The sequence below is a fragment of the Nonomuraea sp. NPDC049625 genome, from assembly GCF_040675285.1.
GTDB lineage: Bacteria > Actinomycetota > Actinomycetes > Streptosporangiales > Streptosporangiaceae > Nonomuraea > Nonomuraea angiospora_A.
This window is the reverse complement of sequence record NZ_JBFAOQ010000019.1, coordinates 94,110-119,582: the sequence shown is the minus strand read 5'-3', so window position 1 is coordinate 119,582 and position 25,473 is coordinate 94,110. Positions and strand designations below refer to the sequence as shown.

24 protein-coding genes are annotated in these 25,473 nt (G+C 71.6%); 13 read left to right on the top strand and 11 right to left on the bottom strand.

All coding sequences use genetic code 11. From position 1 onward, the window contains the following. Positions 1-35: 35 nt before the first annotated feature. Genes AB0J87_RS52640 through AB0J87_RS52620 form a run of 5 tightly spaced genes read right to left on the bottom strand, consistent with a single transcriptional unit; the run spans position 36 to position 4,608 of the window. The gene (locus AB0J87_RS52640; protein ID WP_363980863.1) at positions 36-743 is read right to left on the bottom strand and encodes an HAD family phosphatase; all 708 of its coding nucleotides are present in this window, start codon (positions 741-743) and stop codon (positions 36-38) included. Further along, positions 733-1,806, bottom strand: a complete 1,074-nt coding sequence (locus AB0J87_RS52635) for an ABC transporter ATP-binding protein (protein WP_350731653.1) — start codon at positions 1,804-1,806, stop codon at positions 733-735. Before AB0J87_RS52635 ends, AB0J87_RS52640 begins: the two co-directional genes overlap by 11 nt. Beyond that, positions 1,803-2,645, bottom strand: a complete 843-nt coding sequence (locus AB0J87_RS52630; RefSeq protein ID WP_363980860.1) for an ABC transporter permease subunit — start codon at positions 2,643-2,645, stop codon at positions 1,803-1,805. Before AB0J87_RS52630 ends, AB0J87_RS52635 begins: the two co-directional genes overlap by 4 nt. Continuing rightward, positions 2,633-3,457, bottom strand: coding sequence for an ABC transporter permease subunit (locus AB0J87_RS52625; RefSeq protein WP_350731649.1), 825 nt, complete (start codon positions 3,455-3,457; stop codon positions 2,633-2,635). Before AB0J87_RS52625 ends, AB0J87_RS52630 begins: the two co-directional genes overlap by 13 nt. Then, the gene (locus tag AB0J87_RS52620; RefSeq protein WP_363980857.1) at positions 3,454-4,608 is read right to left on the bottom strand and encodes an ABC transporter substrate-binding protein; all 1,155 of its coding nucleotides are present in this window, start codon (positions 4,606-4,608) and stop codon (positions 3,454-3,456) included. Before AB0J87_RS52620 ends, AB0J87_RS52625 begins: the two co-directional genes overlap by 4 nt. A 110-nt stretch (positions 4,609-4,718) precedes the next feature. Here AB0J87_RS52620 and AB0J87_RS52615 point away from each other — a divergent pair, with 110 nt between their 5' ends. The 3 genes from AB0J87_RS52615 to dnaE all read left to right on the top strand — a co-directional run bounded on the left by AB0J87_RS52615 (position 4,719) and on the right by dnaE (position 9,470). Continuing rightward, on the top strand, positions 4,719-5,465 hold the full coding sequence (locus AB0J87_RS52615) for a GntR family transcriptional regulator (protein WP_363980855.1): 747 nt from the start codon (positions 4,719-4,721) through the stop codon (positions 5,463-5,465). A gap of 79 nt (positions 5,466-5,544) precedes the next feature. Next, on the top strand, positions 5,545-5,811 hold the full coding sequence (locus AB0J87_RS52610; RefSeq protein ID WP_185067348.1) for a DUF6504 family protein: 267 nt from the start codon (positions 5,545-5,547) through the stop codon (positions 5,809-5,811). Further along, entirely contained in the window at positions 5,811-9,470 is a 3,660-nt protein-coding gene (gene dnaE / locus AB0J87_RS52605; RefSeq protein ID WP_363980852.1) for a DNA polymerase III subunit alpha, read from the top strand. Before AB0J87_RS52610 ends, dnaE begins: the two co-directional genes overlap by 1 nt. Positions 9,471-9,518: 48 nt before the next feature. On the opposite strand, the gene AB0J87_RS52600 is transcribed toward dnaE, so the two are convergent. Beyond that, a complete protein-coding gene (locus AB0J87_RS52600; protein WP_363980849.1) occupies positions 9,519-11,465 on the bottom strand; it encodes an ABC transporter permease in 1,947 nt (648 codons plus the stop codon). Beyond that, complete coding sequence (locus AB0J87_RS52595) at positions 11,462-12,142, bottom strand: ABC transporter ATP-binding protein (RefSeq protein ID WP_363980846.1); 681 nt, start codon at positions 12,140-12,142, stop codon at positions 11,462-11,464. The genes AB0J87_RS52600 and AB0J87_RS52595 overlap by 4 nt, the downstream gene beginning before the upstream one ends. Before the next feature lie 92 nt (positions 12,143-12,234). Between AB0J87_RS52595 and AB0J87_RS52590 the strand changes: the two genes are divergently transcribed. Both AB0J87_RS52590 and AB0J87_RS52585 read left to right on the top strand, forming a co-directional pair. Then, positions 12,235-12,882: a response regulator transcription factor gene (locus AB0J87_RS52590; RefSeq protein WP_363980843.1), complete on the top strand. Its 648-nt coding sequence runs from the start codon at positions 12,235-12,237 to the stop codon at positions 12,880-12,882. A 154-nt stretch (positions 12,883-13,036) separates the two neighbouring features. Further along, the gene (locus AB0J87_RS52585; protein WP_363980840.1) at positions 13,037-13,654 is read left to right on the top strand and encodes a DUF4328 domain-containing protein; all 618 of its coding nucleotides are present in this window, start codon (positions 13,037-13,039) and stop codon (positions 13,652-13,654) included. A 13-nt stretch (positions 13,655-13,667) separates the two neighbouring features. Here AB0J87_RS52585 and AB0J87_RS52580 read toward each other — a convergent pair whose 3' ends face one another. Next, positions 13,668-14,669, bottom strand: a complete 1,002-nt coding sequence (locus tag AB0J87_RS52580; protein ID WP_350731637.1) for an LLM class F420-dependent oxidoreductase — start codon at positions 14,667-14,669, stop codon at positions 13,668-13,670. 106 nt (positions 14,670-14,775) lie between these two features. On the opposite strand from AB0J87_RS52580, the gene AB0J87_RS52575 reads away from it, so the two are divergent. Continuing rightward, complete coding sequence (locus AB0J87_RS52575) at positions 14,776-16,182, top strand: sulfatase (RefSeq protein WP_363980837.1); 1,407 nt, start codon at positions 14,776-14,778, stop codon at positions 16,180-16,182. Here the strand turns inward: AB0J87_RS52575 and AB0J87_RS52570 are convergent. Beyond that, entirely contained in the window at positions 16,176-16,877 is a 702-nt protein-coding gene (locus AB0J87_RS52570) for an FCD domain-containing protein (protein WP_363980835.1), read from the bottom strand. The genes AB0J87_RS52575 and AB0J87_RS52570 overlap by 7 nt on opposite strands. Positions 16,878-16,961: 84 nt before the next feature. Here AB0J87_RS52570 and AB0J87_RS52565 point away from each other — a divergent pair, with 84 nt between their 5' ends. From AB0J87_RS52565 to AB0J87_RS52555, 3 genes are read left to right on the top strand one after another with little or no spacing between them, the layout of a single operon-like run. Next, entirely contained in the window at positions 16,962-17,693 is a 732-nt protein-coding gene (locus tag AB0J87_RS52565; protein WP_363980832.1) for a (Fe-S)-binding protein, read from the top strand. Then, a complete protein-coding gene (locus AB0J87_RS52560) occupies positions 17,690-19,081 on the top strand; it encodes a lactate utilization protein B (RefSeq protein ID WP_363980829.1) in 1,392 nt (463 codons plus the stop codon). The genes AB0J87_RS52565 and AB0J87_RS52560 overlap by 4 nt, the downstream gene beginning before the upstream one ends. Further along, positions 19,068-19,640, top strand: coding sequence for an LUD domain-containing protein (locus AB0J87_RS52555; RefSeq protein ID WP_363980826.1), 573 nt, complete (start codon positions 19,068-19,070; stop codon positions 19,638-19,640). The genes AB0J87_RS52560 and AB0J87_RS52555 overlap by 14 nt, the downstream gene beginning before the upstream one ends. Here AB0J87_RS52555 and AB0J87_RS52550 read toward each other — a convergent pair. Both AB0J87_RS52550 and AB0J87_RS52545 read right to left on the bottom strand, forming a co-directional pair. Next, positions 19,630-20,646, bottom strand: a complete 1,017-nt coding sequence (locus tag AB0J87_RS52550) for a Vms1/Ankzf1 family peptidyl-tRNA hydrolase (RefSeq protein ID WP_363980823.1) — start codon at positions 20,644-20,646, stop codon at positions 19,630-19,632. The genes AB0J87_RS52555 and AB0J87_RS52550 overlap by 11 nt on opposite strands. Positions 20,647-20,649: 3 nt before the next feature. Continuing rightward, positions 20,650-21,060 carry a DUF2795 domain-containing protein gene (locus AB0J87_RS52545; protein ID WP_363980820.1) on the bottom strand — a complete coding sequence of 137 codons (411 nt, stop codon included), beginning with the start codon at positions 21,058-21,060 and terminating at the stop codon, positions 20,650-20,652. Positions 21,061-21,136: 76 nt separating this feature from the next. On the opposite strand from AB0J87_RS52545, the gene AB0J87_RS52540 reads away from it, so the two are divergent. From AB0J87_RS52540 to cobT, 4 genes are all read left to right on the top strand, one after another. Then, positions 21,137-22,216 carry a GNAT family N-acetyltransferase gene (locus tag AB0J87_RS52540; RefSeq protein ID WP_363980817.1) on the top strand — a complete coding sequence of 360 codons (1,080 nt, stop codon included), beginning with the start codon at positions 21,137-21,139 and terminating at the stop codon, positions 22,214-22,216. A gap of 80 nt (positions 22,217-22,296) precedes the next feature. Next, entirely contained in the window at positions 22,297-23,472 is a 1,176-nt protein-coding gene (gene cbiE, locus AB0J87_RS52535; protein WP_363980814.1) for a precorrin-6y C5,15-methyltransferase (decarboxylating) subunit CbiE, read from the top strand. A 70-nt stretch (positions 23,473-23,542) separates the two neighbouring features. Continuing rightward, entirely contained in the window at positions 23,543-24,388 is an 846-nt protein-coding gene (locus AB0J87_RS52530) for a sirohydrochlorin chelatase (protein WP_355200155.1), read from the top strand. Positions 24,389-24,401: 13 nt separating this feature from the next. Next, positions 24,402-25,472 (top strand): nicotinate-nucleotide--dimethylbenzimidazole phosphoribosyltransferase, encoded by a 1,071-nt coding sequence (gene cobT, locus AB0J87_RS52525; protein ID WP_363980810.1) that lies wholly within the window; start codon positions 24,402-24,404, stop codon positions 25,470-25,472. Position 25,473: the final 1 nt, after the last annotated feature.

Below are 25,473 nucleotides of genomic sequence, written 5' to 3'. Positions count from 1 at the left end.
GCTCACCCCTCATCGGCAACCCTCAGGCCCAGCCCTCAGCCCTCTGGTGGGTGGGCGTTGGTCATGAGGTGGGTGAGCGACGGCAGGCCCTTCTCCGGGGACGTCACCAGGACGCGGCACCCCGCGGCCGTGGCGGCGGCGACGCCCGTGGGGCTGTCCTCGACGGCGATGCAGCGGGAGGGGATCGTGCCGAGCCGGCGGGCCGCCTCCAGGTACGGGTCCGGGTACGGCTTGCCGCGGGCTGTGTCCTCGTTCGCGATCACCAGGTCGAACGTGTGCCCGAGCCATGGCAGCACCAGCTCCACGATGGTCCGGGGAGAGGCGCTGACCAGGGCCGTCGGGATGGCGGTGGCGGCCAGCTCGGCCAGGAGCTCCGACGCCCCCGGCGTGACCTTCACGCCCTGCCCGATGAGGTCGGCGAAGGCGTCCGTGAGCTGCCTGGCCACCTCGGGCATGGGTGAGGCGTCCGTGGGCTGTCTGGCCACTTCGGGCATGGGTGAGGTGTCCGTGGGCTGTCTGGCCGCCTCGGGCATGAGGGGCGTGTCCGAAGCGGGGGTGAGGAGGTGGGCGGCCACGTCCTCGACCGTGCGGCCGAGTACGTACGGCACGTCCTCCGGTCCCAACGGCCGGCCGAGGGAGGCGGCGATGGAGACGGTGGCCTGCCACCACAGCCCTTCGGTGTCGACCAGGGTGCCGTCCATGTCGAACAGGACGGCATCCGGGCCGGCGTGCTCAGATCGCATCGGCCGCCACGACCGGGGCCGGGACGGTCACCGTGCGGGGCGCCACCAGGACGGGCCGGTCCACCAGGCGGACGGTGACGCGCGTTCCGGGTGCGAGGCGGGCCGCCTCGTGGCCGGGGACGTCGGCCAGGACTTCCCCGCCCTCCACCGCCACCCGGAGGCGGACCGAGGCGCCGCGGAAGGAGGCGGCGAGCACGTGGGCGGGACCGTCCTCGACCGGGACGACCTTGACGGCCTCCGGACGGATCAGGACGTCCACGGACGGATCCGCGGGCACCTGGCCGTCGACCGGCAGGAGCTGGCCGAGCACCGTGACCTGGTCACCGGAGACCTGGCCGGCGAGGTGGTTCATGGTGCCGACGAACTCCGCCACGAAGGCGGTGGCCGGGCGGTCGTAGATCTCGGCGGGCGAGCCGACCTGTTCGAGCCGCCCGTCGCGCAGCACCGCCACCTGGTCCGCGATCGACAGCGCCTCCTCCTGGTCATGGGTCACGAAGATGGTCGTGATGCCCAGGTCGAGCTGGAGGCGGCGGATCTCCTCGCGCAGCGACACGCGTACTTTCGCGTCCAGCGCCGACAGCGGCTCGTCCAGCAGCAGGACGCGCGGTTCCAGGGCGAGCGCGCGGGCCAGGGCGACGCGTTGCTGCTGGCCGCCGGAGAGCTGGTGCGGGTAGCGGTCGGCGTGCGAGGGGAGGCCGACCAGTTCGAGTAGTTCGTCCGCCTTCTTCCGCCTGGTGGCCACGGGCACCTTGCGGACGCGCAGGCCGAAGGCCACGTTGTCGCGGGCGTTCAGGTTGGGGAAGAGGGAGTAGGACTGGAAGACCATGCCCGCGTCCCGCTTGTTGGCCGGTACGTCCGTGATGTCCCGGCCGTCGACGAGCACCGCGCCCGAGTCCGGCCGCTCGAACCCGGCCACGCACCGCAGCGCGGTCGTCTTCCCGCAGCCCGAGGGCCCGAGCAGCGCGACGAACTCGCCGGGCGCGACGATGAGGTCGAAGCCGTCCAGCGCGACCGTCTTGCCGAACACCCGCCGCAGCGCGCGGAACTCCACCGATGCGGTCATTTGTTTCTCTCCTTACCGAACGCCGAGGACACGGCGAGCAGCAGCAGCCAGATGAGCAGGAGGCTGAGGATGGACACCGCGACCGAGAGCTGCCCCTTGGAGCCGGCGACGGTCACGATCCACACCGCGAACGGCTCGTACCCCAGCAGGCTGGCCACGGTGTACTCGCCCAGCACGAGGGCCAGCGTCAGGAACGACGCGCTGGCCAGGGCCGAGCGCAGGTTCGGCACGACCACCCTGACCAGCACGTACGGCCAAGAGGCGCCCAGGTTGCGGGCCGCCTCCACCAGCGTCCGCACGTCCATCGCGCGCAGCCCCGCGTCCAGCGACCGGTACACGAACGGCAGCACCAGCACCACGTACGCCAGCACCAGCACCACGGGGAACGCCGGGTCCTGGACCGCGATCAGCGTGGCCCAGAACGGCGTCGGAGCCAGCACGTCCGTCCCGGTGCGCAGCGACGTGCCGATCCCGGCCACGAAGGTGATGGGCGGCACCACCAGGGGCAGCGTGCACAGCACCTCCATCAGCGGGCGCAGCCGCGGCGCGAAGAGCCGTACGGCCAGCATCGCGGGCAACGCCAGCAGCAGCACCAGCACGATCGTGGCGACGGCCAGGGACAGCGACAGCAGCAGCGAGCGCACGAACCCGTCGGCCGTCAGCAGCTCGCCGTAGGCCGAGAACGACACGCCGGTGGTCGGGGTGTAGATCGTGTACCAGAGCGAGGCCCCGAGCGGGATCAGGAAGTAGGCCGCCGCCAGCAGGAACACCGCGCCGCGCCACACGCGAGGGCGCGAGGAGCCACCCGAGATGCGCTCCAGGCCGGTCAGTGCAGCCATCGGGAGCTCCTCTTCTGCAGCGGCAGGTAGATCGCCATCACGAGCCCGGCCACCACGACCATGTCGAGGCTGAGGGCCAGCGCGATGTTCTCGTAGCCGATCAGCACGTCGCCGGTGAGCGCGCTGGCGATCTTCAACGTGACGAGCGGGACGACGGTCCCGACCATGGCGTTGGCGGTGGCGTACGCGGAGAAGGCCGACCCGAAGAGCAGCACCACCCCGCCCAGCATCGACGGCGCCAGCACCGGCAGCGCGACGAAGCGCCAGTAGTGCCAGGCGGTGGCCCCGTTGTTGGCCGCCGCCTCGCGCCACTGCGGCCGCAGCCCGTCCAGCGCCGGCGCCATGACCAGCACCATCAGCGGGATCGAGAAGTACAGGTAGGTCACCACCAGGCCCCAGAACGTGTAGAGCGAGCCGGACGGCAGCCCGACCAGGCCGCTGACCACGCCGGAGTTGCCGAGCGTGGCGATCCAGAAGAACGCCAGCGGCACCCCGCCGAAGTTGGCCAGCACGCCGGAGGCCGTCAGCACGGCCTCGCGCAGGAACGTGAGGCGTGAGGTCACGACGGCGTACGCGAGGAACGTCCCCAGCACGGCCCCCAGCAGGGCGACCACGGCGGACAGCTTCACGCTGCCGAGCATCGCGACGAGGTAGCCGCCCTGCAGGCTCTGCGACAGGTTCGCCAGGCTGGGCCGCCCCTGCGCCGTGAACGCCCCCGCCACCAGCGCGATGGCGGGGACGCCGAAGACGAGCGCGAAGAAGGCCAGCAGCGGCAGCGCCCCCAGCCAGCCCTTCGAACCGGAGCGGTTCATCCCGAGATCGCGGCGTCCCAGCCGCCGGCCAGCTTGGCCTTGGCCGCGTCCACCTGCTGGCTCGTCGGGAAGGTGGGGTTGCCCTCCACCGACGGCAGCTTCTCCGCCAGGGCCTTGTCCACGGTGCCGTCGGTGGTCATCGAGGGCAGCAGGACGGGGCGGGCGAAGCCCTTGAGGAAGAGGTTCTGGCCCTCGGCGCTGTAGAGGTACTCCTGCCACAGCCGAGCGGCCGCCGGGTGCGGGGCGTCCTTGTTGATGGCCTGGGCGTACATCTGGAAGTACTTGCCGTCGGAGGGGATGTTCACCTTCCAGTCGAGGCCCTTGGCGGCCATCTGGGGCGCGTAGGCGGAGTTGTTGTAGTCCCAGTCGATGCTGATCTGGGTCTCGCCCTTCTCGATGGTCGCGGGCGTGGTCTCCACCGGGTTGTAGTTGCCCGCGTCCTTCAGCTTCTTGAAGAAGTCGATGCCGGGCTGGATGTCGTCGAACGAGCCGCCGTTGGCGAGGGCGGCGGCGTACACGCCGGCGAAGGCCGAGCCCGCCTTGGTCGGGTTGCCGTTCATCGCGACCTTGCCCTTGTACTCGGGCTTGAGCAGGTCGGCGAAGCTCGTCGGGCACGCGGCGATCTTCTTGGCGTCGCAGCCGATGGACACGTAGCCGCCGTAGTCGTTGACCCAGAGCCCGGTGCTCTCCTTCTGCCCCTCGGGGATCTTGTCGAAGGACTGCACCTTGTACGGAGCGAACAGGCCCTCGCCGGCTCCGCTGATCGCGAACGACTGGCCGAGGTCGAGCACGTCGGGGGCGCGGTCCTGGCCCTTGCGCGTCTTGACTGCGTTGATCTCGTCGGCGCTGGCCGCGTCGGGCGTCTCGCTCTCGATCTTGATGCCGTACTTGGCCTGGAACTTCTGGATGATCTCCCCGTAGTTCGCCCAGTTGGGCGGAAGGGCGATGACGTGGAGATTTCCCTCCTTCTTGGCCGCCTCGACGAGCTTGTCGAGGCCGCCGAAGTCCGCCGCCGAGGTGGCGGTGGCCGCGTTCGGAGCGGAGGAGGAGGACGCGGTGGACTGCTGGGTGCCGGGCGCGGCGCCGCACGCCGCGGTGACTACGGTAAGGGCTGCGGCAACGCCGGCCGCACGGGCGCGAGGTGTGAACACAACGCCTCCACTTCAGGGGATGTGGAAGGAACCTAAGGGAACTTGTACAAACAAGCGAGCACCAGTAAGTCGCATGAATGTTGCTCTTTCATGAATGGGAAGGGTCGTTGATGGTTGCGCGCTATGAACTGATCGCCGATGATCTTCGGAACGAGATCGTCTCCGGTGCGCTCCCGGTCGGTTCGCAGCTCCCGAGCGAGGCTGAGCTGGCCGAACGCTACCGCGCGGCCCGCGGCACCGTGCGCCAGGCGGTGGCCGTGCTCGCCGCCGAGGGCCTGCTCGGCTCCCGGCAGGGGGCCAGGCGCATCGTGCTCGGCAGGGCGCGCAGCCAGAGCTTCGCCGAGCTGCACAGCTTCGCGCAGTGGGCGCGCGCGAACGGCTACCGCTTCGGCGGCCAGGTGATCACCCAGCGCCGCAGGGCCGCGAGCGCCGCCGAGTCCGCCAGGCTCGGCCCCGGCGAGGTCCTGGAGGTGCTGCGGCTGCGCTCGCTGGAGGGTGAGCCCGTCCTGCTCGAACGCACCGTGTACGCCGAGTGGGTGGCCGCCGCCGTCGAGCGGATCCCGGCCGACTGCGAGTCCGTCACCGAGGCCCTGTACGACTCGATCGGCCTCGTGTTCGCCTACGGCGAGCATCTCATCGACGCGGTGTCCGCCGGCGCCGAGGACGCCCGCCTGCTGGGGGTGCGCCGGGGGAGCCCGCTCCTGCGCCAGCGCCGGGTCACGACCACGCACGAGGGCCGTCCGGTGGAGTCCTCGGACGACCGCTACCGGCCGGGTAGCGTGACCTTCAGCATCCGCAACTCGATCGGCGCCAACCCTCTCGTGAGACAGGCCGGCGACTTGCGTTCGGGGCTCTGAGAACATATGTTCGACATATAAGCGCCCGCCTTCCCCCGGGTGGCTCAGCATAACGACCAGAGCCGCGGGGAGAAGCGTCTTGAGCAGACTCTATGGCGATCCGATAGAGGTGTGGACCAGGGACGGGGAGCCGACCCAGTTCGTCTGGCGAGACCGGCTCTATCTCGTCCGCCGGGTCCTCGACCACTGGGTGGTCGCGCGCGAGTGGTGGAAGACCAGCGAGGGTGATCCCGGTGAACGCAAGTTCTGGCGGGTGGAGGCCAGCCCGGGGCGTGAGGTGGGCTCGTACGAGTTGCGTTACGACACCGCCGGCAACGCCTGGCTGCTGCTGAGGGCGTGGGACTGATGGCGGCGCCGTTCCCGCACCTCAGCGTGTGCTCCGCGTACTCCATGCGCTTCGGCACGGCCTTCCCGCGGGCGCTGGTGAGCCGGGCGGTCGAGCACGGGATGGACATCCTCGCGCTGACCGACCGCGACGGGCTCTACGGCGCGATCAAGCACGCCCACGCGTGCGCGGAGGCCCGGATCTCCGCGGTCTTCGGCGTCAACCTGGCGCTCGACGCCCTGCCCCCGCTGCCGGGGTTCGGGGTGCCCGGACTGGACCTGCCCGGCCGCCGCCGCGCGCCCGGGCCGAAGACCGGGCCGGACGCCGAGGACCGCGTCACGGTGCTGGCCCGCGCCAAGGGCTGGTCACGCCTGTGCCGCCTGGTCACGTCCGCGCATTACGCGGGCGAGCGCGGCACGCCCAAGGTGACCCGCGAGCTGATCGGGGAGTGGGCCGGCGGGCGCGATGACGGACACGGCGGCGACCACGGGTTCGGCGCCGAGGACGGTCTCGTGGTGCTGCTCGGCCCCAGGTCCGACGTGGGCCGCGCGGTGGCCGAGCGGCGCGACGAGCACGCCAGGATGCTGCTGGGCCTCTGGCGGGCCGCGGTGCCGGGCGTGGTGATCGAACTGGTCGACCAGTACGGCTACCGCGACGCCACCACGGCCGTGCGCATGCTCGGGCTGGCCGAGTCCATGGGCGTGCCGGCCGTGCTGACCAACGCGGTGCGCTACCTCGACCCGGTCGACCACCAGGTCGGCGACGTGCTCGACGCGGCCCGCCAGCTCGTCCCGCTGCACCCCCGCCACCTCGACCGCACCACCTCCCACGCCTACCTCAAGGGCACCAAGGAGATGCGGCAGGTGGCCAACAAGGTCTGCGGGGCGGACCAGGAACGGGTGTCGCGGCTGCTGTCCACGACCAGGCGGCTGGCCGAGGCGTGCTCGATGGATCCGGAGGAGCTGCTCGCGCTGCGCAGCAACCCGCCCAACCTGCACCTGCCCGAGATCGGCCGCGACCCGGTGCCGCTGCTGCGCCACCGGGTGGAGGACGGGCTGATCTCGCGCGGCCTCGACCGCTCGGGTGACGCCAGGCGGCGCCTCCGGGACGAGATGGCCATCATCGAGCGCAAGCGCCTGTCCGGATATTTCATCGCCGTGGCCGGCATCACGGACATGATCCGCGGCATGGGCATCCGCTGCGCCATCCGCGGCTCGGGCGCGGGCAGCCTGGTCAACTACCTCATCGGCATCGGCGAGGTGAACCCCCTCGACCACGCCCTGCTCATGGAGCGCTTCCTGTCGGAGGGCCGCGTCGGGTTGCCCGACATCGACGTGGACGTGGAGTCGGCCCGCCGCCTCGACTGCTACAAGGCCATCTTCGAGCGGTACGGCGAGGCCCGCGTGGCCTGCGTGTCCATGATGGAGACCTACCGGGCGCGCAGCGCCATCCGCGACGTCGCCGGGGCGATGGGCCTGCCGCCGCACGAGATCGACGCCATCGCCAAGGCGTTCCCGCACATCAGGGCCAAGCAGATCACCGCGTCCCTGCACGACCTGCCCGAGCTGCGCGACAGCCGGCTCGGCGAGGCGGGGCTCGACCGGGTGTTCCGGCTGGCGGAGCGGCTCGACGGCCTGCCCAGGCACATCGCGATGCACCCGTGCGGCGTGCTGATCGGCAACGCGGGCCTGCACGACAGGACGCCGGTGGAGCGCAGCCTGCTGGACTTCCCGATGTCGCAGTTCGACAAGGACGACGTGGAGGAGGCCGGGCTGCTCAAGCTCGACGTGCTGGGCGTGCGGATGCAGTCCGCGATGGCGTACGCGCTGAGCGAGATCAAGCGGGTGGACGACGTCGTGGTCGCGCTGGACACCCAGCGCGGCGAGGACACCGGCATCCAGTACGTGCCGCACGACGACCAGGACACCTACGACATGATCTGCGCCAGCCGCACCCTCGGCTGCTTCCAGATCGAGTCGCCGGGGCAGCGCGAGCTGGTCGCCAAGCTGGAGCCGCGCACCCTCCACGACCTGATCGTGGACATCTCGCTGTTCAGGCCGGGCCCGGTCAACTCCGACATGGTCACCCCCTACCTGGAGGCCAGGCACGGGTGGCGGCGGCCGTACTACCCGCACGAGAGGCTGCGGGAGGCGCTGAAGGAGACGCACGGCGTCGTGGTGTTCCACGAGCAGGTGCTCAGGATCATCGAAGTGATGACGGGGCGGGACCTGTCGTTCGCCGAGAAGCTGCGGCGCACGCTGGACACGTCCGAAGGGCGGGAGCGGGTGCGCAAGACGTTCGTGCCCATGGCCAGGGCCAACGGGTTCGACGACACGGCCGTCGAGCGGGCCTGGCAGGTGCTGGACGCGTTCGGGGCCTTCGGGTTCTGCAAGGCGCACGCGGCGGCGTTCGCGCTGCCCACGTACCAGTCGGCCTGGCTCAAGCGGCACCACGCGGCGGCGTTCTTCGCCGGGGTGCTCACGCACGAGCCGGGCATGTACCCGCCGCGCGTCATCATCGACGAGGCCCGGCAGTGCGGGGTCAAGATCCTGCCGCTCGACATCAACAAGTCGGGCAAGGACTGGCGGGTGGAGCGGCTGGGGCTTCGGGTGCGGCCCGCCGCGCTGGAGGGCGCTTCTTCCCCGGTGCGCAGGGAGTTCAAGGCCGGGGAAATCGGCAAGGGGTACGCGTTGCGGGTGCCGTTCTCGGCGGTCAAGGGGGTGAGCGAGGCCGAGGTCGAACGTATGGTCGCCGGGCAGCCGTACACGTCGCTGGCCGACTTCTGGGACCGCGCCCGGCCCTCGCGGCCGACCATCGAGCGGATCGTCCAGGTCGGCGGGCTGGACGCGCTCCACGACCTGCACCCGGGCGGGCCCCGCTGGCGTCCGGGCGTGCTGACCCGGCGCGACCTGATCGCCCAGGTGGGGGCCCTCGAACGGGCCTCGTCGATCGGCGTGCGGTCGGGCCCGCGCGCCTCCCGGCGTTACACCGCGCGACCCGCCCGCGTGGAGGAACCGCCGTCGGTGCAGCTCCCGCTGGGCTTCACCGAGCACCTGCCGCCGGGGGAGCTGCCGGAGATGACGGAGACGGAGATGGTCGAGGCCGAGCTGGAGATCCTGGGCATCGACATCAGCCGCCACGTCATCAGCTTCCACGACGAGCTGCTCGACGCGCTCGGAGTGGTACGTTCCAGAGATCTCCTGAAGCAGCGCAACGGGGCGGAGGTGCTGGTCGCGGGGGTCAAAGTGGCGACCCAGACGCCGGCGGTGCGCTCGGGGCAGCGGGTCATCTTCACCACGCTCGACGACTCGACGGGGCCGATCGACCTGACGTTCTTCGAGTCGGTGCAGGGGCGGTGCGCGGCCACGGTGTTCGGCTCGTGGCTCATGCTGGCCAGGGGGGTGGTCAGGCGCACGGGGACGCGGGCGGTGTCGATGCGCGCGGTGGACTGCTGGAACCTCGTGGACCTCGAACGGCTCTGGCGCGCGGAGGGCATCGAGGCGGTCCGCGCCCTCCTCTCCCAGGCGCCGGAGCAGGTCGCGGGGGTCGGCGGTCGCAAGATTGAGTACGCCAACGGCTTCCGCCTCTCGCCCTACTCCGACCTCGGCCCGGCCGTCGCCAACCCGCCCCGGCAGCTCTGGCACGCCAGCCCGGGCAGCTCCGGCCCCACAGCGGCCTGACCCCCCCACTCACCGGCCGCGCCACCGGGGTACGGCGGCGCGGGTGGGTCAGTCCGGGCGGGGGGCCGGGTCGGCGGTGACCGAGCGGAGCAGGGGGCGGCTCAGGGCGCCCGCGGCGATCACGCCGCCGAAGCCGACGGCGACGCAGCCCGCCAGCGTGACCACGCCCACCACGTTCATCGCACCGATCATGAACGGCACCGCGCAGAACGCCCCCACCAGGATCGCCCCGCCGCCCATCACCGTCAGCGGGATGAGCGTCTCCGCGCGCCGCGCCCGGTCGAGGACCTCCAGCGGCGTCCCCGCCAGCCGCATCAGCCCGTACGTCTGCCGCCGGTCCAGCACCGACGACGCCGCCGTGATGCCCGAGCTGGCGATGGCGACCAGGAACGACACCGACAGCACCACGATCGTGCCCACCCGGACGTCGGCCAGGAGCTGCAGGCCGAACCGCCGGTCGTCGTCCCCCGTCGTGGGGGTGCGCCCGGGGACGAGCCCGGCGAGCGCGGTGCGGGCGCGGTCGATCGTGGCCGGGTCGGCGGAGCTGCCCAGGGCGGCGGCCACGACCCGATCGGAGGAGCGCCCCGTGACCTTCACCGTCGCGGTGATCCCGGCCGCCCGCAGCCGGTCGCGGGCCTGGCCGGCGACGGCCGTCGCCTGGGCGGCGGGCGCGGAGACCCGCAGCTGCGGGGGCTCCTGGTCGCCGGCGAACGCGCCCGGGCTGAGCAGCCCGAGGAAGCCCGCCACGAAGCCGGTCAGGGCGACGCCGCTCACCGTACGCCAGGCGGAGCGCGGATCGTCGACCAGCCGACGGCCCGCCAGCAGCCGGGCGGGCGCCCGGGCGCTCTTGGCGGTGACGCGGCCGATGACGCCGACCACCCACGGGCCGGCCAGGTTGATGCACAGGAACGCCAGCCCCAGCGCCACCGCCACGACCGCGACGCTGGTCCCCCTGGTCAGCAGCGGGAACACGGCCAGCACGGCCAGCAGGGCGACGACCCGCACGAACTTCATGCCGGGCGGCGTCTCGCGCTTGGCCACCCCGAGCGGGCTCACCACGACCCGCCGCAGCCCCGCGACCGCGGACAGGCCCACCAGCAGCGGCACCGCGACCAGCATCGCGGCCAGGATCAGCGGGGAGGGGAACAGATCGGAGACGAACCACGCACCGCCCCCGATCGGGATGCGGGCCAGCAGCGGTGCGGCGACCGCGTAGCCGACGGCGCCGAGCAGCGCGCCCGCCAGCGCGACGATCACGGCCTCGGCCACGGTCATCCGGATCACCTGGCCCGGCGTCGCGCCCACCAGCCTCAGCGCGGCCAGCCGCTGGTCGCGCCGGGCGACCGTGAGCCTGGCCGCCGCGCCGCCGAACACCAGCAGCGGCACCACCATGAGCACGCTCGCGACGAGCGTGAGCGCGCGGTAGGCCTCGGAGTCCTCCGACGGCGTGCCCGCGAGGTCGGCCACCCGGGCCGGGCCCTTGCCGATGATCCAGTCGTCGCTGCGCGCGGCCGTCATCGCGGGCGCGTCCGGCTCGTGGCCGACGACCGCGACCAGCTCGCCGGGGTGGACCAGCGCCTCGTCGCCCAGTACGCCCTTCGGATCGGGGTAACGCTTGGCGAGCTGATCGGCTGGCAGCGTCCTGGCCAACTCGGCCAGCGCCGGGGACAGCCACACCTCGCCCGGCGCGGGGAAGCGCGGCATTCCGGGCGGCGCGGGCGCCCCGGCCTTGAGCGCGGCCAGGTCGATGACGGTGATCGCCTGGTCGCCGACGAAGTCGAAGCGGGCCGCCTCGACGGCGACCGCGTTCTCCTTGGCGGGGACCGGGTTGCGCCAGGCGCCGCGGTCACTTCTGGCCTCGAAGGCGAAGTTCGCGGCCACGGCGAACAGCAGCAGCGCCGTGGACACGGCGACGGCGCCCAGCGTGAGCCAGGTGCCCAGCATCCCCTTGCGGCCACCGCCCTTGAGCAGCCGCCAGGTCAGGTCGAGGTTCACGCGCGTGCCCCGCTCGTCGTGAGGAGCTGCCCGTCGCGGACCTCGACCGTGCGGTCGCACCAGCCGGCCACGTTCGGGTCGTGGGTGACGACGATCAGCGAGGCGCCGTTGTGCCTGGTCGCCTCGACGAGCAGCCGCATCGTGTCCTGCCCGGTCTGCTGGTCGAGCGCCCCCGTGGGCTCGTCCGCGAACACCACGGCCGGCTTGGTGACCAGCGCCCTGGCGATGGCCACCCGCTGGGCCTGCCCGCCGGACAGCTCACCGGGCCGCCGGGCCTCCAGGGAGTGCAGGCCGAGGGGCGCGAACCACTCGCGCGCCTGGTGTACCGCCTGGGCCCTCGGCACCCCGCCCAGCATGAGCGGGAGGGCCACGTTCTCCTCGGCGGGCAGCTCGGGCAGGAGCTGGCCGAACTGGAAGACGAAGCCGAAGCGGGTGCGGCGCAGCGCGCTGCGCTCCCGCTCGCCCATCGCGTCGATGCGCTGTCCGAGCAGGTGCACCTCCCCGGCGTCCGGCTTCATGATGCCGGCCAGGCAGTGCAGCAGCGTCGACTTGCCGGAACCGCTCGGCCCCATGATCGCCACGGCTTCGCCCGCCCGTACCGTGATGTCCACGCCGCCCAGGGCGACCGTCTGCCCGAACCTCTTGGTCAGGGTTCGTCCAACAAGTACGTCGTTCATGCCGTAAAGAATCTCGGCGGGCGGGGGTGCGGCGGATCGGCCGTGCGACCATTTCCGCCTCGGCCGAACGGCCGATCCTTAGAGTTGGGGCCGTGACTATTCGGGTTCTCATCGCCGACGACCAACAACTGGTACGAACCGGCTTCCAGATGATTTTGGACGCTCAACCGGACATGGAGGTCGTCGCCGCCGTGGCCGACGGCGCGGAGGCGGTGTCGGAGGCCAGGCGGCTCAGGCCGGACGTGTGCCTGCTCGACATCCGGATGCCGAAGCTCGACGGGATCGAGGTGACCCGGGCGCTGGCCGGGCCGGGCGTGGAGAGCCCGCTGCGGGTGGTCATCGTCACCACGTTCGACCTGGACGAGTACGTGTACGGAGCCCTCCGCTCCGGCGCGACCGGCTTCCTGCTCAAGGACAGCGGGCCCACCCTGCTGATCGAGGCGGTCAGGGCGGCCGCGGCGGGCGACGCGCTGGTGTCGCCGTCGGTGACGGTACGGCTGCTGCAGCACCTGGCCCAGCCCAGGCGGACCGTGCCCCCCATGAACGACCCGCTGACCGATCGGGAGCTGGACGTCGTGCGCCTGATAGCCCGGGGCCGGACCAACCAGGAGGTGGCCGCGGAGCTGTTCGTGTCGCTCTCGACGGTCAAGACGCACCTGGGCAGCATCTTCGCCAAGCTCGGTGTCAGAAATCGAGTCGAAATCGCAGCTTGGGCGTGGGAATCCGGCGTGGTGAGCTGATTAACAGCGGGGCTCCCGGGATACAAGTGAATCAGAACCTCAGCGCATGGCCCGGGGGGAGAACAACGTGCGCTATGACCAGACAACACCGACGAGAGCCGCCTCTGCCGTATATGTGACGCTTGCCGCCCAGGTTCTCTCCCTCGGCGCCCTTGTGATCTTCGAACACTCCCGCGGGCGCCACCTCGCCGCCCAGCTCGCCGCGTTCGGCGGCCGCCCGCAGGGAGCCGACGCCGAGGCCGTGGTGGGTGCGGTGACGGCGTTCGCGGTGCTGATGATGCTGGTGGCGGGCACCTCGATCGCGGCGGCGGCCGCTTACGTGACGTGGTTGGTACGTGCCAGGCAGGCCAACGACCGCTCGGCCGTCTCCGGCCCCGTGGCGGCCGCCTGGCTGATCCCCGGCTACAACCTGGTGGCGCCCGTCGTGCTGGTGGACGAGGTGTGGCGTGGCACCAGGCCGCCCGCGGGCCACCGGGTGAGGTGGCTGGCGCTGCTGACCGGGTGGTGGCTGAGCTGGCTGGCCATGCTCGCGCTGGTCACGATCCGGCTTCCCCTCGACTCCTCCGCCGGCGACCTGACGGGCGTGGGCCTGCCGGAGCTGGCCTGCTCGGCGCTGGCGGCCCTGCTGTGCGCGGGGACCGTACGCGAGCTGACGCGCCTCCAGCGGGCCGCCCGCGTGCCCCGTGCCGCCGAGCCCGGCATGGTTCACGCGTTCTCGTCCCAGCCGCCCCAACCGGCGCCGGGTTCGACTCCGATCGGCCGTACGGGTTAGCCCGGGCGCGGGCTCAGCCGAGCACCAGGTCGCGGATGAGCTTCAGCGAGGGCTCGTCGCGCGGGCCCATGACCAGGAGGCTCGTGACCGGGCTCTTGTGCCAGAGCTCCAGGCGTTCCTTGATCCGTCCGGGTGGCCCGACGAGCGAGATGCCGTCGGCCAGCTCGTCCGGGATCGCCCGGAACGCCTCGTCCTTGCGGCCCGCCAGGTAGAGCGCCTGGATGTGCTCGGCGGCCTCGGCGTACCCCATGCGGCCGATGATGTCGGCGTGGAAGTTGCGCTGCCGGGCGCCCATGCCGCCGATGTACAGCGTGAGCATCATCTTCACGCCGTCCAGCGCGGCCCGCACGTCGTCCGAGATGACCACCATCACCATCGCGGCCACGTCGAAGCCCGGGGGAGCGCCGGCGAGCGACTCGCCGTACATCTCCTCGATCTTGGAGGGGAACGCGAACAGCGGCAGCCAGCCCTGGGCCACCTCGGCGGCCAGGGCGACGTTCTTGGGGCCCTCCGCACCGAGATAGACGGGGATGTCCGCGCGGAGCGGATGCGTGATGAGCTTGAGGGGTTTGCCCAGTCCGTCCGCCAGGGGGAGCGGGTAGTGCGGGCCGTCGCTGGTGACCGGCTCCTCGCGGCGCCACACCTTGCGCATGATCTCGACGTACTCGCGCGTCCTGGCCAGGGGCCTGGCGAACGGCTGGCCGTACCAGCCCTCGACGACCTGCGGGCCCGAGGCGCCCACGCCGAGCAGCAGCCGGCCGCCGGTGAGGTGGTCGAGGGTCATGGCGGTCATGGCCGTCGTGACGGGCGGTCTGGCGGAGATCTGGGCGATCGAGGTGCCCAGCTTGATGCGGCTCGTACGCGCTCCGTACCAGGCCAGGGGCGTGAAGACGTCGCTGCCGTACGCCTCGGCGGTCCACACCGAGTCGTAGCCGAGCCGCTCGGCCGCCAGCACGGATTCGGTCGCGTCGTCGGCGTTGCGCTGCCAGTAGCCCAGGTTCAGGCCGAGCTTCATATGACACCTCCGGAATTAAGTTCTATTACGGCTGTGACAGCCGTGAGTGTCAATGGCGGATATTCCGGGGTATTCAGACCCTGTGGTCAACGCTCTGTGTCGACTCGTGTGCTTGCTGCTACTACTGCTGGCGGCAGGGCCCGCGATGGCCGAGGTCGAGTCCCGGCCGAACATCGTGTTCGTGATGGCCGACGACCTCGAATCCGGGACGTTGCCGTACTTTCCCAATATCACCCGGCAACTCGTGCAGCAGGGCACCTCGTTCGACCGGTACTTCGTGACGAACTCCTGGTGCTGCCCGTCGAGATCGTCGATCTTGCGCTCCCAGTACGTCCACAGTCATGGTGTGTGGACGAACACGCCGCCGGAGGGCGGGTTCGACCGCTTTCATACCAGTGATCTGGAACGTTCCACGGTAGGAACCTGGATGAAGCAGGCCGGATACCGTACGGCGCTGATGGGCAAATACCTCAACCACTACCCGGGCGGGTCGGCCGAGGAGACGTTCGTGCCGCCCGGCTGGGACGAGTGGGACGTGCCGACCCGGCGCCTCTACGAGGAGTACGACTACCGGCTCAACGAGAACGGCTCCCTGAACGACTACGGCCTCTCCGAGCAGGCCTACCTGTCGGACGTGCTGGCCGGCAAGGCCCGCGAGTTCATCGCCGGCTCCAAGGGCGAGCCGTTTTTCCTGTACCTGACGCCGATCGGCCCGCACAACCCGGCCAACCCCGCCGTCCGGCACGCGAACGCGTTCCCGGGCGCGATCGCGCCGCGTACGCCGTCGTTCAACCAGGAGGACGTGAGCGCGGAGCCGGAGTGGCTGCGTGAGCGGCCCGGCCTCGACCAGGCGACCATCGACCAGGTGGACGAGCGCTACCGCGCCAGGATGCGGTCCATGCTCGGTGTGGACGACCTCGTCGGGGCCGTGGTGGACGAGCTCCGGCGGACCGGTCAGCTGGACAACACCTACATCTTCTTCACGTCGGACAACGGCTTCCACCTGGGCACGCACCGGCTCAAGCAGGGCAAGACCACTCCGTTCGAGGAGGCCATCAAGGTCCCGCTCGTCGTGCGCGGCCCCGGCATCAAGGCGGGCGCCACGGTCAGCCAGATGAGCTCGTCGGTCGACCTGGCGCCGACGTTCGCCGAACTGGGCGGGGCCGCGGTGCCGCCGTTCGCGGAGGGGCGGTCGCTGGTGCCGCTGCTGAAGGGCAAGCCGCCGGCGGTGTGGCGGCGGAACGTGCTGGTCGAGTTCGCCAGGCCGCTGGACCCGTCGTCGGCCGCGCAGACGCCGGTGCCCCCGTATCGCGCGTTGCGTACGGATCAGTACAAGTACGTCCGGTACGCGACGGGGGAGAGCCAGCTCTACGACCTGCGCGCGGACCCGTACGAGCTGCGCAACCTGGCCGCGACCGCCGATCCCGCGCTGCTCGAAGGATTGCGGCAACGGCTGGACGCGATGGCGGTCTGCTCGGGCGCCACGTGCCGGCAGGCCGACCTCCGTCAGTGATCGAACAGCGAGGGGTAGGCGTGCGCGAGGTGATCGGAGACGGCCAGGGTGGCCTCGTCCGCGTCGCCCCGGTCGATGGCGTCGAGGATGCGTACGTGGTCGGCGCGCAGGATCGAGGTGTCGCCCAGGCGCTGCACCGCTTCGACCGAGTATCTCCGCATCGAGTCGCGTAGCGAGCGCATGATGGCGGCGATGAGCCGGTTGCCCGACGCGTCCGCGATCGCCCAGTGGAAGGCGGTGTCGTGCTCCACGAACTCCTCGGCGCTCTTCGCCCGGTCCATCCCGGAAAGGGCGGCGGCGAGCGCGGAGGTGTCGGCCCGCGCGGCGGCGGCGTGGGCGGCGGCCCACTGCTCGATCATGTGCCGGGTGTCGATGACCTCGCGCATCTCCAGGCTGGCCAGGCCGAGGTGCAGCCTGAGCAGGTCGGTCAGCGCGGTGTCGGGACGTGAGGTGAGCACGGCCCCCGCGTCCGGCCCCCGGCCCGCCTGCGAGGAGACCACGCCGAGGGTCTCCAGCACGCGCATGGCCTCCCGTACCGACGAGCGGCTGACGCCGAGCTGCTCGGCCAGGTGGCGCTCGGCGGGCAGCCGGTCGCCCACGGTGAGGCCGTCCTCGGCGATGCGCCGCTCGATCTGTGCGAGAACGTCCTCGAACGTCCGCGTTCGCTTGACGGGACGCCAGCCGCTGTCGTCCACGGGACCCCCTCATGGTGGCCGGAAAGGATGTGGTTAGGTATGGTCTGACCATACTGTGGTCTGACCATACCTGGAAGGAGAGCCGTGCGAGTCGCCCTGTTCATCACGTGCGTGAACGACACGCTCTTCCCCGGCACCGGCAAGGCCGTCGTGTCGCTCCTGCGCAGGCTCGGGTGCGACGTGGACTTCCCCGCCGCCCAGACGTGCTGCGGCCAGATGCACGTCAACACCGGCTACCGCGAGGAGGGCGTGCGGCTGGCCCGCCACTTCACCGAGGTGTTCGCCGGGTACGACGCCGTGGTGGCGCCGTCGGGGTCGTGCGCGGCCATGGTGCGCGAGCAGTACCCGAAGCTGGCCAGGCCGGGCAGCAAGGGGGCGGCGGCCATCGCGGAGGTGGCGCCGAAGGTGTACGAGCTGTCCGAGTTCCTGCTGGACGTCCTGAAGGTCGACGACGTAGGCGCATATTTCCCGCACCGGGTGACATATCACCCGACATGCCACTCGCTCCGCGGCCTCCACCTGGGCGACCGGCCCACCAGGCTGCTGCGGAACGTCCGCGGCCTGGAGCTGGTCCCGCTGCCGGGAGCCGAGGAGTGCTGCGGCTTCGGCGGCACGTTCGCGGTCAAGAACCCGGCCGTCTCCGCGGCCATGGGCGCCGACAAGACCCGCAGCATCCTGGACACGGGCGCCGAGGTGCTCTGCGCGGCGGACAACTCGTGCCTGATGCACATCGGCGGCACGCTGAGCCGCCAGAAGACCGGCGTCAGGACGATGCACCTGGCCGAGATCCTCGCATCGACGGAGGAGCACCAGTGAGCGCGACTTTCCTCGGAATGCCCGGCAATTTCCCGAAAAATGCGGCTAAAGCCGTACAGGACTCGCAGCTCCGCTACAACCTTCGCAAAGCCACGCACACGATCCGCGGCAAGCGTGCGAACGTCGTCGGCGAGCTCCCGGACTGGCAGGAGCTCCGCGCGGCCGGCAAGGCGATCAAGGACCACACCCTGCGCAACCTCGACCGCTACCTGGTCCAGCTGGAGGCGGCCGTGACCCGGGCGGGCGGCACCGTCCACTGGGCCAGGGACGCCGCCGAGGCCAACGCCATCGTCGCGGGCCTGGTCAAGGCCACCGGCGAGACCGAGGTGGTCAAGGTCAAGTCGATGGCCACCCAGGAGATCGAGCTCAACCAGGCACTGGCCGCGCAGGGCATCACCGCGTACGAGACGGACCTGGCCGAGCTGATCGTCCAGCTCGGCGACGACTTCCCCAGCCACATCCTGGTCCCGGCCATCCACCGCAACCGGTCGGAGATCCGCGAGATCTTCCTGGAGAAGATGCCCAAGGTCCCGCCGAACCTGACCGACGACCCGCCCGCGCTGGCCGAGGCGGCCCGGCTCCACCTGCGCGAACGCTTCCTCAAGAGCAAGGTCGCGATCTCCGGCGCCAACTTCATGATCGCCGAGACCGGCACGCTCGTGGTGCTGGAGTCGGAGGGCAACGGCCGGATGTGCCTGACGCTCCCGGAGACGCTCATCAGCGTCGTCGGGATCGAGAAGCTCCTGCCCTCCTGGCGGGATCTGGAGGTGTTCCTCCAGCTCCTGCCGAGAAGCTCCACAGGCGAGCGGATGAATCCCTACACGAGCATGTGGACGGGCGCCGTCGAGGGCCAGGACTTCCACCTGGTGCTGCTGGACAACGGCCGCACGGACGTGCTCGCCGACGAGGTGGGCCGCCAGGCGCTGCGCTGCATCCGCTGCTCGGCCTGCCTGAACGTGTGCCCGGTGTACGAGCGCGCGGGCGGCCACGCGTACGGCTCGGTCTACCCGGGCCCGATCGGCGCGATCCTCACTCCGCAACTGCGCGGCATGTCCTCGGACCTGGACGCCTCCCTGCCGTACGCCTCCAGCCTGTGCGGCGCCTGCTACGAGGTCTGCCCGGTCGCCATCGACATCCCCGAGGTCCTGGTCGACCTGCGCGCCAAGGCTCCGCACGCGGCGGCCGAGCGGGCCGGGATGAAGGTCGCGGGCTGGATCCTCAACGACCACGAACGCCTGGCCAAGGCGCAAAGGGCGGCGTCCCGCCTGCGCGGGCTCGTACCGAAGCGCCTGCCGGGGCCGATGGCGGCCTGGACGGACACCAGGGACATCCCCGAAATTCCGGAAGAATCCTTCAGAGACTGGTGGGAGCGGAATGAGCGCGCGTGAGGAGATCCTCGCCAGGATCGGCAAGGCCGTGGCCGGGGCGGCGGACGTCGAGATCCCCCGCCACTACCGCACGGCTCAGCAGGTCGAGGACCCGCAGGTCGAGGACATCGTGGGGCTGTTCGCCGAGCGGGTGGACGACTACCGGGCCATCGTGCACGTGCTCCCCGCCGCAGAGGTGCCCGCCAAGATCGACGAAGCCGTCGCGGGACGCCGCATGATCGTCCCCGACGGCTTCGACCGGGAAGGCGGCTGGGCCGACCTCGACACGGCCGACGGCGTGATCACGTCCTGCGCCGTGGCCATCGCCGAGACCGGCACGATCGTGCTCGACCACGGCCCCGGCCAGGGCACGCGCGCCCAGACGCTGGTCCCCGACTACCACCTGTGCGTGGTGCGGGCCGACCAGATCGTGGCCGGGGTGCCCGAGGCGATCGCCAGGCTCGACCCGGCGCGCCCGCTGACCTGGATCAGCGGCCCCTCGGCCACCAGCGACATCGAGCTCAACCGGGTCGAGGGCGTGCACGGACCCAGGACCCTCGAGGTGATCATCAGTACCTGAGCACGGCCGCCACGTCGGAGACGCCGTCGCAGAACCACAGCTCCGCGTCCGTCATCGCGGCGGCCCTGGCCAGGGCGGAGTCCGCGCGCTCCTTGACGGGCTCGGCGACGCCCCAGTGCCGCAGCTCCTGCGGATCGGTGGCCAGCTGGGTGCCGCCCTCGCCGATCCAGATCTCCCGCGGCAGCTCGCCGGGCAGGAGGATCGCCTGTACACGGCCCTCACGCAGCGCGTGCGCCACGCGGGCCACGCCGGTGGGCCCGGACGTCTCCTGGTGCCGCTCCAGCAGCTCGGCGCGCTTGCGGTCGAGCCACTGGTCGAGCGCCCGCTCCACGTCCTCCTCGAACTGCCCGTGGTCGGCGCGGCTGCCGTGCTCGACCATCATCACCCGGTCCGCGGACTTGGTGTTGAGGTGGTGCAGCAGGTACGAGCGCGACTTCGGCTCGCCGGCGACCAGGATGAGCTCCGGGCCGATGCGGCGTACCTGCTCGTCGATCTCGTGCGCGACGGCCACGGCGTTCTTCTCCCAGGTTTCGTCGACCGCCCGCTCGTACCGTTTCTGCGACCAGCCGCCCTGCGCGGTCTTCTGCAGCGGCCAGTCCTCCGCCTCCACGACGGCCCTGCGGGGCGACCCGCCGCCGAACACCGTCAGCTCGGCCCCCGCGTGGTCCACGATGACCCGGATGTGCGGGACGTTCTCGCCGCGGTACATGAGCATGGGCGTGACGTGCGGCAGCGGGGACCACCGGCCCAGTTCTCCCGGTGGCTTCGGGAGCGAGTCGGCCAGCACCACCTCGCCGCGGGCGGCGAACATCGCCCGCCCGGCCACCGGCCGCTGGGCCTCCTCGTCGAGGGCCTCCAGGGTGGCCTTGTCGGCCCCGTCCTTCTCGAGCGAGTCCCGCACGCCGCGCCAGCGGGCCTCACGTTCCTGCCCGGTGTACGCGCCCAGGTAGACGGACGCGTACGGGCCCTGCCGCTCGTACAGCGGGCGGATGAAGTCGAGCCGCACCGTTCACCACCTCCGCTTCTCCACGCCGAGTCCGAGCGCCTTGGCCACGTCGGCCACGTTGCGATATCGGCGGTCGGGGAGGGATCGCACCATGTCCACCACCGGGTCCGGCGCGCCCGCGCTGTCGGCGTGTCGCACCAGATCGTCGGGGTTCGCGGGCCAGTGCGCGTCGCTCAACCATTTCGCGAGGTCGCTGCGGATGTCGGCGCCCCGCTGCGTGATGCCGGACGGGGTTCCGGGCTCGTGTCCCGGCGGGTACGGCTTCGCCGACTCCTCGCCGGGCGCCGGCATGGGCTCGGGCTCCTTCCACTCCTCGGCGTGCGTCGATCCGCCGCCGCGTACCATGCCCTCGGTCTCGTGCTTCTGCTGGTCGTCCAGCCGAGGACCGTGCTTGTCGCTCCCACGTTGCTCCATAGCCACCGCACTCCTCTCAATTGCGCCCCTACCCCCGCTTTCAGGGGCAAACATCGCGAGTGTGTACCCTGCCGACGTGTTCGACGCTGACGTGAGCATCGCCACGGAACGGCTGACACTGCGGCCGTTCAGCCTCAAGGACTCCGCCAGGATCCGCTCCATCGTGCGGTCCGGCGCCCGGTTCCTTCCGCCCGGAGCCCCCGAGAAGACCTCCGGCATCCCCCGGTGGCTGTCGATCGGGGTCCACGAGCTGCGCCGCTCGGGGCAGGGCCTGCATCTGGCCATGGTCGACGCCGAGGGCGTCATCGTGGGCGCGATCAGCCTGTTCAAGACCTCGTGGACGGCGGGGACGACCGAGGTCGGGTACGGCGTCCACCCCCTCTACCGGGGCCGCGGCTTCGCCACCGAGGCCGTGCGCGGGCTGGTGACCTGGGCGTTCGGGACCGTCGGGCTGCGCCGGGTCGACCTGACCGCCAAGCTGGACAACCTCGCCTCGCTCCGCGTGGCACTGAAATCCGGCTTCACCTGGGAGGGTCTGCTGCGCGACGCGGTGCTGGACGAGGACGGGCCGCACGACCTGGTCATCTTCGGCCTGCTGGCCTACGACCGCCGCCGGCAGGCCGACGCCCTGCCCAGGACGGAGCTGCGTACTCAGCGGCTGCTGCTGCGCCAGCCGGCCGCCGAGGACGCCCCCGACCTGGCGGCCACCGTCGCCGACCCGGTCACCCAGGCCATGACGGGCTATCCGCGCGACTACACGCAGGAGCACGCGCGGGCGTCCGTCGGCACGGCCGAACGAATACGGATGAGGGGCGCGGGCATCACCTGGACGGTCGTGGAGCGGGACACCGAGCGGTTCGCCGTGAACGTGGACCTGAGGGACGTCGACTGGGCCCACAGGTCGGCCGAGATCGGCTACATGACCGCGCCGTGGGCCCGCGGCAACGGGTACGCGGGCGAGGCCGTGGTGGCGATCGCGCGCTGGCTGTTCGAGCGCCAGGGCTTCAGAAGGCTGCAGCTGCGCGCCCTCGTGACGAACACGGCCTCCCAGCGGGTGGCGGAGAAGGCGGGCTTCGTCCGCGAGGGTGTCGCCAGGTCCTCGCTGGGCGGCCAGGACGTGATCGTCTACAGCCTCATCCCGTCCGACCTGGCCTGAGGGCACACCGGACTGACCTTCGTACCCTTTGTGAAACCCGATCGCAGCCGTCACCCTTGAGGTGAGGACGGTGAGGCGTGATGATCACGGTGGTCGGGTGGGACGGGCACGAGTTCTCGGCCAAGGCGGTGGACAAGCTGCGCGAGGCGAAGCTCGTCGTGGGCCCCGACGCCGTGCTCGGGCAGCTCAGGCTCTCCGCGCCGACCGCGGCCGACGACGCGCTGCTCGACGTTCTGGACGATCACCTCGAACACGGAGAAGGTCCCGCGGTCGTGGTCGCCGAGGGCGATCCCGGATTCTTCGGTGTCGTCCGCACGTTGCGGGCCCATGGCCTCAAACCGGAGGTGGTGCCGGCGATCTCGCTGGTCACCCGCGCCTTCGCCCGTGCCGGGCTCAACTGGGAGGACGCGCTGGTCGTGGCCCCGTCCGGCCCGGGCCAGATCGACCGGGTCGTGAACGCCTGCCGGGCCCATCCCAAGGTGGCGCTGCTGGTCGCGCCCGGCGTCGGCCCCGGCGAGATCGCCAGGGAGCTGGCGCCGACCACGCCCCGCGCGCTGATCGTCTGCGAGGATCTCGGCGGTCCGGACGAGCGGGTCACGCACAGCCGCATGGGCGAGGCCACCACCAGGCCGTGGAAGGACCCCGACGTGGTCCTCGTCATCGACCCGCTGCACCAGCCCAAGGAGCCGGGCTGGCTGGCGGGCGCGCAGCCGGGCCCGGCCGAGTGGGCGCTGCCGTTCGAGGGGGCGCTGCCGCCGGAGGTGCGGGCGTTCATCCTGGCCAAGCTGGGCCCGCGGCTCGGCGACCTGGTCTGGGACGTGGGCGCGGGCGAGGGCGAGATCGCCGTCGAGTGCGCGCGGATGGGCGCCGCCGTCGTCGCCGTGGAGCGCGCGGAGGAGTCCTGCGCCCGGCTGCGCGCCAACGTGCTCAAGCACGGCGTCAAAGTGGCTCTGACCAGGGGCCAGGCGCCGCCGGCGCTGGAGCCGCTGCCTGACCCCGACGCCGTCTACGTGGGCGGCGGCGGCCCCGACGTCGTGGTGGCCTGCGCCGCCCGCGGCCCGCGGACGCTGGTGTGCTCGCTCAGGAAGGTCGAGCAGGTCACGGCCGTGCTCCAACGGCTGCGCGAGCACGGCTACCGTGGCGAGGGCACCCAGATCCTGGCATCTAGACTGACGCTCGACCCCGACGGCTCCCACCGTCTGACCGCCTCCGACCCCGTGTTCGTCGTGCATGCGACCCCCGCGCACACAGCGTGACCTGTTCCCTACCGGGGCGCATCGGTTATCCTCGCCTGTCTTTGTCTAACGCACCGGAGATTCCCTCATAATGAAGCCGCCGCTCCTGCTGATAGGGCAGGGCTCACAAGATGACGCCTACGCCGCGGAGTTCGGCAGGTTCGTACACCGGCTGCGTTGCCGGCTGGACCAGACGGGCGCCGACGTGTCCGGTGGCTACCTGGAACGTGCCTCTCCGCGGCTGAGCGACTCCGTCGCCTCCCTCGTCGCCAAGGGCCACCACCGGCTCGTGGCGCTGCCGATGAGCCTCAGCAGGATGAGCGAGGAGTTCCCGGCCGCGATGGAGCTGGAGCAGAAGCGGCATCCGACGCTCATGTACGACTACGGCCGTCCCCTCGGCCCCGACCCGCGCGTGCTGGGGCTGCTGGCCGAGCGGCTGAACGAGGCCGCCGCCGAGATCTCCAAGCCGCGTGCCCTGGAGCTCGTGGGAGCCAGGCCCCGGCTCCGCGCGGTCGACTCCCTGCCCGTCGAGGACCACCCCGTGCACATCGAGCCCGGCGAGACGGCGGTCGTGCTGGTCGGCGAGGGCTCGACGGACGCGACCGCCAACGCCGAGATCCACCGGGTCTCCCGGCTGTTCTGGGAGACGTACGCCTACGACTTCATGACCGTCGAGACCGCGTTCGTGTCGGTCACCCCGCCCGGGGTGCCCGGCGGGCTCGAGCGCTGCCGCCGTCTCGGGGCCAAGCGCGTGATCGTGGTGCCGTACCTGCTGTTCGCGGGCGGCATGCTGGAGCGCGTGTGGGCCCAGGCGCTGGCGTACGGCGCGGGACACCCCGATCTCGACATCCGGTGCGCCGAGGTGATCGGCGACTGTGAGACCCTGGCCGACGTCGTGATCGACCGATATGAGGAAGCGCTCCAACTCGTCCCGTAAGTGGAGGTTTGCCGTGCTCGCTGAGACGCTCGCCGCGATCCGTCCCGCGGATCCTCGAGCCATCGCCGAGGCCCGCGCGTACCAGGACCGCCTCACCAAGCCCCGCGGCTCGCTGGGCGCGCTCGAGGAGATCGCGGTACGCCTCGCGGGCGCCGCGGGCGCCACCCCGCCGCCCATGCCCGAGCCCGCGGCGCTGGCCATCTTCGCCGCCGACCACGGCGTGCACGCGCGTGGCGTCACCCCGTGGCCGCAGGAGGTCACGGTGCAGATGGTGGCCAACTTCCTGTCCGGCGGCGCGGTCGCCAACGCCTTCGCCGCCCAGGCAGGCGTGTCCGTGACGGTCGTGGACGTGGGCGTCGCCGCCGACCTGCCCGGCGCGCCCAACCTGGTCAACCACAAGATCGCGTACGGCACCGCCGACCTGTCCGAGGGCCCCGCGATGAGCGTCGACCAGGCGGTGAGGGCGCTGGAGGCGGGGATCGGCGTGGCCCGCGACCTGGTGGCGTCGGGAGCCCGGTGCCTGATCACCGGCGACATGGGCATCGCGAACACCACCGCCTCCGCCGCCCTGATCGCCGTCTTCGCCGGCCGTGACCCGGCCGAGGTGACCGGCAGGGGCACCGGGATCGACGACGAGACGTTCGACCGCAAGGTGGGCATCGTCCGCGAGGCCCTGCGCACGAACGGCCTGTCGGGGGCCCTGGCCACGCCCAGCGACGCCCTGCGTGCCCTGGCGGCGGTCGGCGGGTTCGAGCACGCGGCCATCGTGGGCTTCATCCTGGGCGGCGCCGCCGCCCGCGTGCCGGTGATCCTCGACGGCGTGATCGCCGGTGCCGCCGCCCTCGTGGCCGCCGTGCTGGACCCGGCCGCGCTCGACCACTGCATCGCCGGCCACCGCTCGGCCGAGCCCGGCCACGCCGCCGCGCTCGCCCACCTCGGGCTCCGCCCGCTGGTGGACTTGGAGCTGCGGCTGGGGGAGGGCACGGGCGGCCTGCTGGCGTATCCGGTGGTCTGCGCGGCCGTACGGGTGATGCACGACGTGGCGACGTTCGATTCGGCGGGAGTGACCGAAAAGACCGTGTGAT

What these genes read in the sequence shown, in the direction of transcription:
- cbiE (WP_363980814.1), top strand. Translation starts at nt 22,297, where the DNA reads ATGATCACGGTGGTCGGGTGGGACGGGCACGAGTTCTCGGCCAAGGCG.
- AB0J87_RS52640 (WP_363980863.1), bottom strand. Translation starts at nt 743, where the DNA reads ATGCGATCTGAGCACGCCGGCCCGGATGCCGTCCTGTTCGACATGGAC.
- AB0J87_RS52595 (WP_363980846.1), bottom strand. Translation starts at nt 12,142, where the DNA reads ATGAACGACGTACTTGTTGGACGAACCCTGACCAAGAGGTTCGGGCAG.
- AB0J87_RS52555 (WP_363980826.1), top strand. Translation starts at nt 19,068, where the DNA reads ATGAGCGCGCGTGAGGAGATCCTCGCCAGGATCGGCAAGGCCGTGGCC.
- AB0J87_RS52635 (WP_350731653.1), bottom strand. Translation starts at nt 1,806, where the DNA reads ATGACCGCATCGGTGGAGTTCCGCGCGCTGCGGCGGGTGTTCGGCAAG.
- AB0J87_RS52615 (WP_363980855.1), top strand. Translation starts at nt 4,719, where the DNA reads ATGGTTGCGCGCTATGAACTGATCGCCGATGATCTTCGGAACGAGATC.
- AB0J87_RS52630 (WP_363980860.1), bottom strand. Translation starts at nt 2,645, where the DNA reads ATGGCTGCACTGACCGGCCTGGAGCGCATCTCGGGTGGCTCCTCGCGC.
- AB0J87_RS52530 (WP_355200155.1), top strand. Translation starts at nt 23,543, where the DNA reads ATGAAGCCGCCGCTCCTGCTGATAGGGCAGGGCTCACAAGATGACGCC.
- AB0J87_RS52580 (WP_350731637.1), bottom strand. Translation starts at nt 14,669, where the DNA reads ATGAAGCTCGGCCTGAACCTGGGCTACTGGCAGCGCAACGCCGACGAC.
- AB0J87_RS52625 (WP_350731649.1), bottom strand. Translation starts at nt 3,457, where the DNA reads ATGAACCGCTCCGGTTCGAAGGGCTGGCTGGGGGCGCTGCCGCTGCTG.
- dnaE (WP_363980852.1), top strand. Translation starts at nt 5,811, where the DNA reads ATGGCGGCGCCGTTCCCGCACCTCAGCGTGTGCTCCGCGTACTCCATG.
- AB0J87_RS52545 (WP_363980820.1), bottom strand. Translation starts at nt 21,060, where the DNA reads ATGGAGCAACGTGGGAGCGACAAGCACGGTCCTCGGCTGGACGACCAG.